The organism is Novosphingobium rhizovicinum (assembly GCF_040813635.1).
GTDB classification, from domain to species: Bacteria; Pseudomonadota; Alphaproteobacteria; order Sphingomonadales; family Sphingomonadaceae; genus Novosphingobium; species Novosphingobium rhizovicinum.
Genome location: NZ_JBFNXR010000048.1, coordinates 22,123 through 34,122 on the forward strand (window position 1 = coordinate 22,123; position 12,000 = coordinate 34,122).

Sequence of the window (12,000 nt, forward strand, 5' to 3'; positions counted from 1 at the left end):
AAGCTCGCATGCGATAATGACAAGCGAGGCCGCCTTCATTCGGGCCCTTCGTGCGATTGCCACGGACCCGGCTGCTCGCGGGTTGACTGATGATGCCGCCGTGCTTGAACTCGGTGGAGCACGATTGGTCCTGACCATGGACGCAATCTGCGAGGATGTTCACTTTCTTGCGGATGATCCTCCAGCCACCGTGGCCTGGAAGCTGGTCGCGACGAATGTGTCCGACCTCGCGGCGAAAGGCGCAGAGCCGCGAGGATGTCTGCTATCATATGCGCTCACCGATGCAGATGCGTGGAACGAAGCTTTTCTGCAAGGACTGCAGCAAGCCTGCGAGTTCTTCGCGATTCCGCTCTTGGGGGGAGATACGGTACGGCCAAAGAGCGGCGCCGGACGCAACTTTGCCTTAGTGGCATTCGGCGAGCCACGCGCGAGGATGCCAGTTCCTTCGCGCAGCGGAGCACGCTCCGGTGACACACTGTGGCTCAGCGCTCCTGTTGGCGACGCGGGTGCCGGCCTCGCTCTCTTGCAGGGCAAGCGACAGACCGACTCGCCGGCACAGCATCAGCTTGTGGATCGCTATCGGAAACCGATGCCGCGTGTAGATCTGGGAGTGGCACTCGCTCCTTATGTGACGACAATGATGGACGTCTCGGACGGCGTGCTGATCGACTCTGAGCGCCTGGCCTCTGCCAGCGAGCTCGCCGCCGTGATCCAGCTTGATAAGATTCCGCTGTCGCCCGCGTTCGCGGAAGTGTTCGGTGAGGATCTAGAGGCGCGCCTGTTCGCAGCCTCCGCAGGTGACGATTACTGCCTGCTCTTTACTGCCGCCTCAGATGCCGCGGGCGCTCTCGAAAGAGTAGCGCGCAACCTTCATTCGACACTCTACCCTGTTGGACACTTCATGGAGGGCAAGGGCATTTCCCTGATGTTCGATGATGTCGCCGTGGCCACGCCTGATCGCCTGGGCTTCGAACACTAGTTCCCTCCAACCCATGGTTCTCCCTGATTCCATGGTACTTGCCACATTCCCGGCAGCACTATAGCCCTTGCATAGAGCAGCGATTAAACGTTGCCGCAAATAAACATATGACCATGGGAAAAGGGGATGTTGCGTGGAACTAGTCACGTTCGCAATCGTCCTGGGGCTGGTGGCCGTTGTTTACGGTCTCATCACCAGTAGACAGGTGCTCGGTGCACCCGCCGGTAATGCAAGGATGCAGGACATCGCGGCGGCCATTCAAGAGGGGGCCAAAGCGTACTTGGGGCGGCAGTATACGACTATCGCCGTCGTCGGGGTGATCGTCGCCATCGTGCTGTTTCTCACCTTAGGTGGCCTCTCGACAATCGCCTTCCTCATTGGCGCCATCCTCTCGGGCGTTGCTGGCTACATCGGCATGATCATTTCAGTTCGCGCTAATGTCCGCACCGCCGAGGCCGCGCGGGGCTCTCTTCAAGGCGGGCTTACACTCGCATTCCGGTCAGGAGCCATTACTGGAATGCTCGTGGCAGGTCTCGGCCTCCTGTCGATGGCGAGCATCTTCTGGTATTTGATCGGTCCGGCCGGGCTGGCGCCAAATGCCCGTCCTATTGTGGAGGCGCTGACCGCCCTCGCCTTCGGGGCCTCCCTCATCTCAATCTTTGCGCGGCTTGGCGGAGGCATATTCACCAAGGCGGCAGATGTAGGTGCCGACCTCGTGGGTAAGATCGAAGCCGGCATTCCCGAGGACGACCCCCGCAATCCAGCGGTCATCGCCGATAACGTGGGTGACAATGTCGGTGACTGCGCTGGCATGGCCGCCGATCTGTTTGAGACCTACGTCGTTACGATTGGCCTCACCATGGTATCGATCGCGCTCCTCGTCGATGCTCCTACTGCCGAACTGTTGACGCTTATGGCAGTGCCTCTGATGGTTGGGGGCGTTTGCATCGTAGCATCAATCATAGGCACATATTTCGTGCGCCTCGGATCGAAATCCTCGATTATGGGCGCTCTTTACAAGGGCTTCTGGGTTACGGTGGCCCTCTCCGCCCTGGCCATCTATGGCGTATTCCAATTCGCGTTCGGCGATCTCAATGCCACTATCGGCGGCGCTGGATTCCTTCAGCCAGTAACAGACACCCTGACTACGGAAAGTGCACTGGGTTCGGCCGCTCGTGAGGGAGCCGAGTTCACCGCCCTTGACCTGTTCTGGTGCATGATGATCGGTCTGGTGGTCACTGGCCTTCTCGTATGGATAACGGAGTACTATACCGGCACCAATTTCCGGCCGGTCCGCTCGATTGCGCGTGCGAGTGAGACGGGGCATGGCACGAATGTCATCCAAGGTCTCGCGATCAGCCTGGAATCCACGGCTCTTCCAACTCTCGTGATCGTGGTCGCGGTGGTCGCTACGTACCAGTTGGCTGGCATCATCGGCGTAGCGTTCGCCGCGACAGCTCTGCTGTCGCTTGCCGGGATGGTCGTGGCACTTGATGCCTACGGCCCCGTCACGGATAACGCGGGCGGCATTGCGGAAATGGCTGGCCTCGAAGACAGCGTCCGAGAGCGGACCGATGCCCTTGATGCCGTGGGCAACACCACCAAGGCGGTGACCAAAGGCTATGCCATAGGATCCGCAGCACTCGCGGCTCTGGTCCTCTTCGGTGCCTACACGACCGATCTCAAGGAGTTTTTCCCAACAGTCGCAGTCGACTTTTCGTTGTCAAACCCATTCGTCATCGTCGGCCTTTTGCTCGGCGCGTTACTGCCTTACCTGTTTGGAGCATTCGGGATGACTGCAGTAGGGCGCGCAGCAGGATCAGTTGTCGAAGATGTGCGCGAGCAGTTCCGGTCTAACCCCGGCATCATGGCAGGGACCAGCAGACCCGACTACGCTCGGACGGTCGACATCGTCACTCGTGCCGCGATCAAGGAAATGATCATCCCGTCACTGTTGCCGGTACTCTCGCCCATCGCTGTGTACTTCATCATTACTGCAGTCGCGGGACAGGGAGAGGGCTTCGCCGCCTTGGGAGCGATGCTGCTGGGCGTCATCGTCTCGGGTCTGTTCGTCGCGATTTCCATGACTTCAGGCGGCGGCGCATGGGATAACGCGAAGAAGTACATCGAAGACGGTCATCACGGCGGCAAGGGGTCCGTGGCTCACATGGCGGCTGTGACCGGCGATACGGTTGGGGACCCCTACAAGGACACCGCGGGACCCGCCGTGAACCCGATGATCAAGATCACCAACATCGTCGCACTCCTGCTCTTGGCAGCGCTGGCTGCAAACGCCGGCTAGGATTGCTCCAAGTCGCAGCCCCGTCCGGCGGTCCGGGCGGGGCAATTCTTTAACCATCTCCGTTGACCTGCCCTTGACCCTGCTCCGCTAGCAGGGAGACACGCGTAACCGGCTGTGGGGCGAGGCAAAAGCTAACGTGGCGACGCAGCCCAGGATCGACCCGGCCCTCACCTTTCGAGCGGGCCCGCCAGCCATGGGTTCATCCGCGTGCCTGCGGTGGGAGGAGATGTCCGTCCCGGCTCAGGTCGCAGCCTGGGACGTCCTCGCCGACCGCTCCTGCGAGCCCAATCCCTTCCACGCGAGCTGGTACCTGCTCCCCTCTCTCGCTCATCTCGATACCGAGCGAAAGGCCCGCTTGTTTCGTTTCGAGCAGGGTGGCCACCTCGCAGGACTTCTCCCGCTCATCCGGCAGGGCCGATACTACGGCTACCCCATTCCCCACCTCGCCAACTGGCAGCACCCCAACGCGTTTTGCGGCGCGCCACTTGTTGCTCCCGGCGCCGAAGTGCCGTTCTGGGAAGCCCTCCTGCGCTGGGCTGACGAGAACGCAGGCGCCGCGCTGTTCTTGCACTTGCGTGACCTGCCGCTCGACGGCCCCCTCCACGCCGCGCTGAACCAGGTGCTCGCCAGCCAGCGCCGGCAAGCCGAGGTGGTCCACCGTGAGGAGCGGGCCCTGCTCGCCTCCGATCTCACGCCGGAAGCGTACTGGGATGCCTCGCTATCCGGCAAGAAGCGCAAGGAGCTGCGCCGCCAGGCCAATCGCCTCGCCGACGAAGGGGCTGTTGCCTTCACCCGCTCCACGGACAGCGAGGGGCTGGAGGGCTGGTGCCACGACTTCCTCCGCCTCGAGCAAGCTGGCTGGAAAGGCAAGGCCGGTTCCGCCCTCGCCTCATCCCCCGCCACCGCCGCGCTGTTCTGCGAGAGCCTCGCCGGTGCCGCAGCGCGAGGCCGCCTCGAACGCCTCACCCTCACGCTAGACGGCCGGCCAATCGCCATGCTTGTCAGCTTCCTCGCCCCGCCCGGCGCGTTCTCGTTCAAGACCGCGTTCGACGAGCGGTTCGCCAAGTTCTCCCCCGGCGTCCTGCTTCAGCGCGAGAACCTCGCCATTCTTGCCCGGCCCGAGATCGCCTGGACCGACAGCTGCGCCGCCGCCGATCACCCGATGATCGACCACATCTGGCGCGAGCGGCGCAGCATCGGGCGGATCTCCATCGCCATCGGTGGCCCGGCCCGCCGCTTCGCTTTCCGTCAGCTCGTCCGCGCAGAGACCCGCCGCACATGACCGTCTTTCCCCCCGCCGCCCGCCAGACGTTCGCCGCCTCCTATCCCGAGGTGCCGCATGTCCTGCCGCACACGCTGGACCATCACCCGCTGCTGGAGCGTGAGGCGCTGGCCGCACTGGCCGAGAGCCTGCCGCCCGCCTCGATCGAGTACAACGCCGGCGACCAGCCCATCGGCATCGACGGCAAGCCCGCCCCCACCGGCATTCCCATCGGCGAGACCATCCGCCGGATCGAGAGCGCCAATTCCTGGGCCGTCCTGAAAAACGTGGAGCAGGACCCCGCCTACGCCGCCTTGCTGGAGGCGCTGCTGGCTGACCTGCGGCCCGGGATCGAGGCGAAGACCGGGCGCATGCTGAAGACCCAAGCCTTCATCTTCGTGACGTCACCGGGCGGCGTCACCCCCTACCACTTCGACCCCGAGCACAACATCCTGCTGCAGGTGCGCGGGTCCAAGGTGATGACGCAGTTCCCCGCCGGAGACCCGCTCTACGCGCCGGACGAAGTGCACGAGACCTACCACACCGGAGGGGGACGCGAGCTCAAGTGGCGCGAGGAGCTGCTGGCTGGCGGCACCGCGTTCCCGCTTCAGGCGGGCGAGGCGCTGTTCGTGCCGGTCATGGCGCCGCATTTCGTGCGCAACGGGCCGGAACCGTCCATCTCGCTGTCGATCACCTGGCGCTCGGAGTGGAGCTTTGCCGAGGCCGATGCGCGCGCGTTCAACGGGCTGCTGCGCCAGTGGGGCATGACGCCCGCGCGCCCCGGACGCTGGCCCGCGTCGAACCGGGCGAAGGCGCTGGGCTGGCGTGTGGCGAGAAAGCTCGGCGCAGGCGGCACGGCGGCGCGGACCGGAGCCTGAACGGCGTCCGCGGGATGGCCGCCCCCAGAATCGCTGAGGTTGCCGCAGTTGCCGGTGTCCAGGGGAACAAGTCCCGCCATCTCCATCGACTTGTATTCGATCACCACGTCCTCGGGGCCATAGCCCATGTCGGCCCAGTGCGGCCGCGGGTCACCTTCGTCGCTCTCATCGTCGGCGAAGTCGTCGTCGGCGGCGTAGAACGCGGCCATGTCGATCTCCACCTTGGGGAAGACCCACGTCGGCGGCCCCTTGCTTGCGCTGGCGACGGCGGCATCGACGGCGGAGCAGGCGCGAGCATGCCAGGCGTCCCACTCGCAAAGCGCGGCCTCGAACCAGGGGGTGTGGAGTTCGCTGGGTTCGTCGTCGCGCGTGGCGGTCTTGGCGCGCATCCCCTCTCGCCACGCCTCACGCGCGGACTGCTGGAGCTGGTGCGCCATGCGGTCGGCCCAAAGCTCGCGCGCATGGGGGAGCAGCGGCGCCGGATCGGACCAGCTCTCCCCCGCATCGGCCAGACCTGCCTCCGGCAGTTCGCCTGCGACTTGCGCGACCAGTTCGTCGAAACGCTCGGCATAGTCGCCCGCGTCGGTCTCCTCGGCCGCCTTGTCGAGCCGCGCGAGGTGGGCGAGCAGCAGCCGCGAGTCATGGCGGCGGCGCGTGCCGACCTGCTCGCCGCGAAACCACACGGGCTCCTCGATCCCATCGAGCGCATGGGTGGCGAGCACTTGCGCCGCCGCCTCGCGCGCGAGCACCAGCGCCGCATCCCAGCCCGCCCGGAACACCCGGTCCCGCCGCCGCGCGACATAGGCCGACTGATGCGACAACCCCACCCGCGCCGCCGAGGCCCGCACGTTCCCCTTCTCCGCAAGGTGATGCAGAAACGCCGCCTTGCGCGCCGGAGTCCAGGAGTTGTGGTTGGGCGCGCTCGCGTTCTCCCCGGCAGGCGGAGGCGGACCATCGGCCCCGCCGTGGAGCGCGCTGGCGTCCTCCCGCGAGGCCGCGCCGAAAGGCACCGCCCCCGCCCCACTCGCCTCGCGAGCGGTCGCCCCGCCGACTCCGGGCAGGACCATGTCCTCACCCGGCAAGCCAATATCCCGCTCGACCGGTATCCACCCCCGCCCGAACGGCGTGGGATAGGAAGGCGCATTCGCTTCTGAACTGTCCGACATGGTTCACCTCGCAACATGGGCAAGCACGACGTGTCGCTCAACGGCCCGCCGATAGGAACCTATATGGTTATTTAGTTTGAGGCGTGTAGGAAAGCGATTTACGGAACTTCTCAGACCATGTGAGGTCAGCTGCACAAGGATACGAAGTCAAAGCCGATCTTTTAGCAAGGCGAGTAGATTTGAAAAATTGATGACCGTCCAACATAAGCGAACCGACAGAGAGAGAAGGAAGTATAAGGCAACAGTTGATGCTGCCCGGGATATTTCTGGCGTAAACATGTAGAAATCAAACCCGCCGACCGCCATAATAGCAATGTACACAACGGTTGACATGATAACTAGTAAGCAAAGCTGATATCCGTATACGTAATCGACTAGTGGACGATCCTCAGAAATGATCGCTTTACGGAAATCGTTATCGTTGATCACAGTTGCTGCTCTTGCTGTCCATGCGACTGACATGCTGACCAAAATCGCAGTGGCTGGAAACAACCCCTTTTCGGCGAATAAAAAACCGTCCACCTTCAGGAAGGCAGTAGCCACTGAGGCGACAGCCAAATCTAGAGCAAGCCACCAGTTAAGAAGAGTCCAGATGCCAGTCTTGCCGCGAACTTGTCGCGTCACGAGCCAACGCCAAAATGTCTCAACCGGCATGACAGCAACTCACCGTTCTTCTTTTCTGAGACTATTGTACTTTTCGCGTAGAGCGGCCTTGAGGGCGTCTAACGGTGAAACTTGCTCATTCACCCACTCAAATTCTCCGAGAAGAGGAGCACCTTGTAGTAGTATTTTCCTAAGCTTCGAACCAGCATTCTCACGTACCGTGGCAGTTGCCTTCTCACCGACTGCTGCGACACCTCGCGTGAGCTCCTCTAGAATGGGCCTGCTGAGATCAGGACCTTCAACCTCGACTTTGGTTACTTCACCGCCAACTTTTTCGTTGAACTGCTCAGCAGGTCTTTGGATTAACCGAGAGACATCAAAGGCATTTTCATACCGAGCGGTGAAAGCAAAGCGAACGACTTTGTCGGCGGTTAACAGCGTATCTACAAAGTCTTCCGGATCCGGAATCACCTCGACGTAAAGGTTGTACCCAGACTCTTGAGGCACCTGACTGGCGTTAAGAAGCCTCTCAAGCTTGGAGGCTACTTCAGTCGCCCGAAGAGAGACACCAGTTTTGCGGAGCACTCCGCATGCCTGCGTTCGTTCATCGAAGACCGCCCATGTGAATGGCGCCCTTTCGGTGTCAAACTCGAAGAAGACACGTTTCACATCATCATAGTGGGGAGTGGGCACGGATTGCACGCGGCCCATCTGAAATGCCAGAGCGCCTTCGGATAGAGGCGTCGGAGCAGCTATATGCCACTCGGAGTTCCTACGGACAACCGACTCTGGTTGAGCTTCAATGGAGGCAGCAATGACTTCTGAGGGGCTCCTTTTGATTTCAAACAGACTCGACTGCAGAATCCGCTCACATTGAATTCTAAGTACATGAAATCGATGTGTGGTCATCAATGCCCTACCCCGGAACACTCAGAAGTACGATACCTCGAGTAAGCAGCTGCCGGTAGCTAAAGCAACATACCTACAGAGCAAGGTGGGAGGAGCATGCTGGGCACCTTGCATACTTCCCGAGGTGAGGTCCCGTATTCACCTCACCACTTGGCGCCGGTGGCCTCAATGGCTGCCAGCAGCGCGCGCTTGGATGCGGTGCGGCGGTTGCCGGCGTTGCGGGGCATCTCGCTGGCGCAGCCCAGTTCCGCGCGGCGAGCCGAGAGGCGCGCACCGAGTTCCGCCATGTCGATCACCGCCTCGGCCTGCGGCGGCTCGCTTTCAGAGGATGTCTTTAACGCCATAGTCGCCCGCGCTTTCTTCCCGGATGCGACGTTCAAGATAGGCCATGTCGGCATCCGGGTGAAGTCCCAGCAGGACGCGTGCCTGTCCCAGGCGATCCGGCGCCGCGCCGGAGGCATACTGGCCCATGCGGTCCGCGATCAGATCCTCGACAGAGACGACCCGGAACAAGCCCCCGCCGCCGATCGGCCTCACCAAGCGGATGTGCGCGGCATCGACGTTGCCGTCCATCGGCACTTCGGCCACAACTTCAAAGCCCAGGCGCAGTTCGGGGTGTATCCAGCCTTTGAGCATGGCTCCGGCGCCGGACGGTCGCACGAAGCCAAGGCGCTGCATCTCCTCTTCCAACTCGGGCTGGCGAGTGGTGCAGATGTCGAAATCGCCGGTATTGACGGCGCCGGTGGACCACAATTCGGCCGCAGCGCCGCCGACAAGGATGGGACGCTGAAATCCGCGTGCGTGCATGGCTTCGCTCACACGGGCGAAGAGTTGCAAGGCGGCGACGAACTCGGGCCGGTAGCCGCTCTCGCTATCGGACATCGTCACCGCTCCAACAACGGCTTCAGATACCGCCCCGTAAAGCTCGCCGGGTTGGCCGCCACTTGCTCGGGCGTGCCGGTGGCGACGATCTCGCCGCCGCGGACGCCGCCTTCGGGGCCGAGGTCGATGATCCAGTCGGCCACCTTGATGACGTCGAGGTTGTGTTCGATCACCACCACCGAGTTGCCCTGGTCGACGAGGCGTTGGAGCACTTCGAGGAGCTTGCGCACATCCTCGAAGTGGAGGCCGGTGGTCGGCTCGTCGAGGATGTAGAGCGTCTGCCCGGTGGAGCGGCGCGCCAGTTCCTTGGCGAGCTTCACGCGCTGCGCCTCGCCGCCCGACAGCGTGGTCGCCTGCTGGCCGACCTTGACGTAGCCCAGCCCCACTTCGTTGAGCATGTGCATGCGGTCGCGGATCGGGGGCACGGCCTTGAAGAACTCCTCGGCATCCTCGATCGTCATGTCGAGCACGTCGGCGATGGACTTGTCCTTGAACTTCACCTCCAGCGTCTCGCGGTTGTAGCGCTTGCCGTGGCACTCCTCGCAGGTGACGTAGACGTCGGGCAGGAAGTGCATCTCGATCTTGATCAGGCCGTCGCCCTGGCACGCCTCGCAGCGGCCGCCCTTGACGTTGAAGCTGAAGCGCCCCGGCTTGTACCCGCGCGCGGCGCTCTCCGGCAGGCCTGCGAACCAGTCGCGGATGATGGTGAAGGCGCCGGTGTAGGTCGCCGGGTTGGAGCGCGGGGTGCGGCCGATCGGGGACTGGTCGATCTCGATCACCTTGTCGCAGTTCTCAAGCCCCGTGATCCTGTCGTGCGCGCCCGCGATCACCCGCGCGCCGTTGAGCTGGCGCGAGGCGCCGGCCTGCAGCGTGTCGATGGTGAGCGAGGACTTGCCCGAGCCCGACACGCCCGTCACGCAGCAGAAGGTGCCGAGCGGGAACTTGGCAGTGACGCCCTTGAGGTTGTTGGCGCGCGCGTTCTCTACGGTCACGAACTTCTTGTTGCCCTTGCGGCGCTGCTTGGGGACCTCGATCTCGCGCGTGCCGTTGAGGTAGGCGGCGGTGAGGCTGTTCTTGGACTTGAGCACTTGCTTGAGCGTGCCTTCAGCCACCACCTCGCCGCCGTGGACGCCGGCGCCGGGGCCAAGATCGACGATGTAGTCGGCCGCGCGGATCGCGTCCTCGTCATGCTCGACGACGATGACGGTGTTGCCGAGGTCGCGCAGGCGTTTCAGCGTGGCGAGCAGCATGTCGTTGTCGCGCTGGTGCAGGCCGATCGAGGGCTCGTCGAGCACGTAGAGCACGCCTGAAAGCCCCGAGCCGATCTGGCTGGCGAGGCGGATGCGCTGGCTCTCACCGCCCGAGAGGGTGCCGCTGGTGCGGTCGAGGTTGAGGTAGTCGAGCCCGACGTTGTTGAGGAAACCCAGCCGCTCGTTGATCTCCTTGAGGATGGCCTTGGCGATCTGGCTCTGCTGCGGGGTGAGCTTGGCATCGAGTTCGCCGAACCAGGCATGCGCGTCCGCCACCGAGAGGCGGGCGGCACTGGCGATGTCGCTGCCCGCGATCTTGACGCTGAGCGCCTCGGGCTTGAGGCGCTTGCCGTGGCAGGTCTCGCACGGCTGCGCGGTCTGGAACTTGCCCAGCTCCTCGCGCATCCAGGCGCTGTCGGTCTGCAACATGCGGCGGTTGAGGTTGCCGATTACGCCCTCGAACGCCTTGTTGACGGTGTAGCTCTTGCGCCCGTCCTTGAAGGTGAGCGGCACGGCCTTGCCCTTGGTGCCGAACAGGATGGCGTCGCGGTGCTCGGGGGCAAGTTCTTCCCACGCCGTCTCCAGCGCGAAGCCGAAATGCTCGGCGAGGCTGGAGAGCACCTGCATGTAGTAGGGGCTGGGCGGGTTGGACTTGGCCCAAGGCACGATGGCGCCCTTCTTGAGGCTCAACCCTTCGTTGGGCACCACCAACTGCGGATCGAACAGCAGCTTCTCGCCCAGACCGTCGCAGGCCGGGCACGCGCCTTGCGGAGCGTTGAACGAGAACAGCCGCGGCTCGATCTCCTCGATGGTGAAGCCGCTGACCGGACAGGCGAACTTCTCGGAGAAGACGATGCGGTTGGCAGGCAGCCCCGCGCCCTTGAGGTTGGTGCCTTCACCCCCGTCCTCGCGGCCCGGCACGACGCCATCGGCGAGGTCGATATAAGCCAGCCCCTCCGCGAGCTTCAGCGCTTGCTCGAAGCTGTCGGCCAGCCGCGTCTGGATGCCGTCCTTCACCGCGATGCGGTCGACCACGACTTCGATGTCGTGCTTGTACTTCTTGTCGAGCGCAGGCGCGTCCTCGATCGCGTACATCTCGCCGTCGATCCGCACGCGGGTGTAGCCAGCCCGCTGCCACTCGGCGATTTCCTTGCGATACTCGCCCTTGCGGCCACGCACCACGGGCGCGAGCAAGTAGGCACGCGTACCCTCGGGCAGAGCCATCACGCGGTCGACCATGTTCGACACCGTCTGCGCCTCGATCGGCAAGCCGGTGGCGGGCGAATAAGGCACACCCACGCGCGCCCAGAGCAAGCGCATGTAGTCCCAGATCTCGGTCACGGTCGCGACGGTCGAGCGCGGGTTACGGCTCGTCGTCTTCTGCTCAATCGAGATCGCGGGAGAGAGCCCGTCGATATGCTCGACATCGGGCTTCTGCATCATCTCCAGGAACTGGCGCGCATAGGCGCTCAGCGACTCCACGTAGCGCCGCTGCCCCTCGGCATAGATCGTGTCGAACGCCAGGCTCGACTTGCCCGAGCCGGACAGCCCGGTGATGACAATCAGCTTGTCACGGGGGAGCGCGATGTCCACGCCCTTGAGGTTATGCTCGCGCGCACCGCGCACAGTAATGTGAGTGAGGCTCATGGAGGGGCTGTGTTCCCGAGATGTTCGCGCGGGTCAAGGCCCCCGCCAAAGGTCGGGACGAAGATGGGGTGCGCCCTCATTATCGCAATGCCCTGACCGAAAAGCGCCGCATCCGCAGCACGG

Annotated in this window: 9 protein-coding genes; 4 read left to right on the top strand and 5 right to left on the bottom strand. The window is 63.5% G+C overall.

Annotation, left to right across the window (positions count from 1 at the left end):
* Positions 1-16: 16 nt before the first annotated feature.
* From thiL to ABUH87_RS11965, 4 genes are all read left to right on the top strand, one after another.
* Complete coding sequence (gene thiL / locus ABUH87_RS11950; RefSeq protein WP_367773923.1) at positions 17-979, top strand: thiamine-phosphate kinase; 963 nt, start codon at positions 17-19, stop codon at positions 977-979.
* 133 nt (positions 980-1,112) lie between these two features.
* Complete coding sequence (locus ABUH87_RS11955; RefSeq protein ID WP_367773926.1) at positions 1,113-3,281, top strand: sodium-translocating pyrophosphatase; 2,169 nt, start codon at positions 1,113-1,115, stop codon at positions 3,279-3,281.
* 226 nt (positions 3,282-3,507) lie between these two features.
* On the top strand, positions 3,508-4,563 hold the full coding sequence (locus tag ABUH87_RS11960) for a GNAT family N-acetyltransferase (RefSeq protein ID WP_367773929.1): 1,056 nt from the start codon (positions 3,508-3,510) through the stop codon (positions 4,561-4,563).
* Positions 4,560-5,420, top strand: a complete 861-nt coding sequence (locus ABUH87_RS11965) for a transcriptional regulator (RefSeq protein ID WP_367773932.1) — start codon at positions 4,560-4,562, stop codon at positions 5,418-5,420. Before ABUH87_RS11960 ends, ABUH87_RS11965 begins: the two co-directional genes overlap by 4 nt.
* A 1,313-nt stretch (positions 5,421-6,733) precedes the next feature.
* Here the strand turns inward: ABUH87_RS11965 and ABUH87_RS11970 are convergent.
* The 5 genes from ABUH87_RS11970 to uvrA form a co-directional block, all read right to left on the bottom strand.
* The gene (locus ABUH87_RS11970; protein WP_367773934.1) at positions 6,734-7,210 is read right to left on the bottom strand and encodes a hypothetical protein; all 477 of its coding nucleotides are present in this window, start codon (positions 7,208-7,210) and stop codon (positions 6,734-6,736) included.
* Positions 7,211-7,249: 39 nt separating this feature from the next.
* The gene (locus ABUH87_RS11975) at positions 7,250-8,098 is read right to left on the bottom strand and encodes a hypothetical protein (RefSeq protein ID WP_367773936.1); all 849 of its coding nucleotides are present in this window, start codon (positions 8,096-8,098) and stop codon (positions 7,250-7,252) included.
* 143 nt (positions 8,099-8,241) lie between these two features.
* Entirely contained in the window at positions 8,242-8,442 is a 201-nt protein-coding gene (locus ABUH87_RS11980; protein ID WP_367773938.1) for a hypothetical protein, read from the bottom strand.
* Complete coding sequence (locus ABUH87_RS11985; protein WP_367773940.1) at positions 8,420-8,980, bottom strand: hypothetical protein; 561 nt, start codon at positions 8,978-8,980, stop codon at positions 8,420-8,422. The genes ABUH87_RS11980 and ABUH87_RS11985 overlap by 23 nt, the downstream gene beginning before the upstream one ends.
* A gap of 2 nt (positions 8,981-8,982) precedes the next feature.
* Positions 8,983-11,877: an excinuclease ABC subunit UvrA gene (gene uvrA, locus ABUH87_RS11990; RefSeq protein WP_367773942.1), complete on the bottom strand. Its 2,895-nt coding sequence runs from the start codon at positions 11,875-11,877 to the stop codon at positions 8,983-8,985.
* Between the last annotated feature and the right edge of the window lie 123 nt (positions 11,878-12,000).

Excerpts from the sequence above, each read along its gene's own strand:
- thiL (WP_367773923.1), top strand. The coding sequence starts at position 17 with ATGACAAGCGAGGCCGCCTTCATTCGGGCCCTTCGTGCGATTGCCACG.
- ABUH87_RS11960 (WP_367773929.1), top strand. The coding sequence starts at position 3,508 with ATGTCCGTCCCGGCTCAGGTCGCAGCCTGGGACGTCCTCGCCGACCGC.
- ABUH87_RS11965 (WP_367773932.1), top strand. The coding sequence starts at position 4,560 with ATGACCGTCTTTCCCCCCGCCGCCCGCCAGACGTTCGCCGCCTCCTAT.
- ABUH87_RS11975 (WP_367773936.1), bottom strand. The coding sequence starts at position 8,098 with ATGACCACACATCGATTTCATGTACTTAGAATTCAATGTGAGCGGATT.
- ABUH87_RS11980 (WP_367773938.1), bottom strand. The coding sequence starts at position 8,442 with ATGGCGTTAAAGACATCCTCTGAAAGCGAGCCGCCGCAGGCCGAGGCG.
- ABUH87_RS11985 (WP_367773940.1), bottom strand. The coding sequence starts at position 8,980 with ATGTCCGATAGCGAGAGCGGCTACCGGCCCGAGTTCGTCGCCGCCTTG.
- uvrA (WP_367773942.1), bottom strand. The coding sequence starts at position 11,877 with ATGAGCCTCACTCACATTACTGTGCGCGGTGCGCGCGAGCATAACCTC.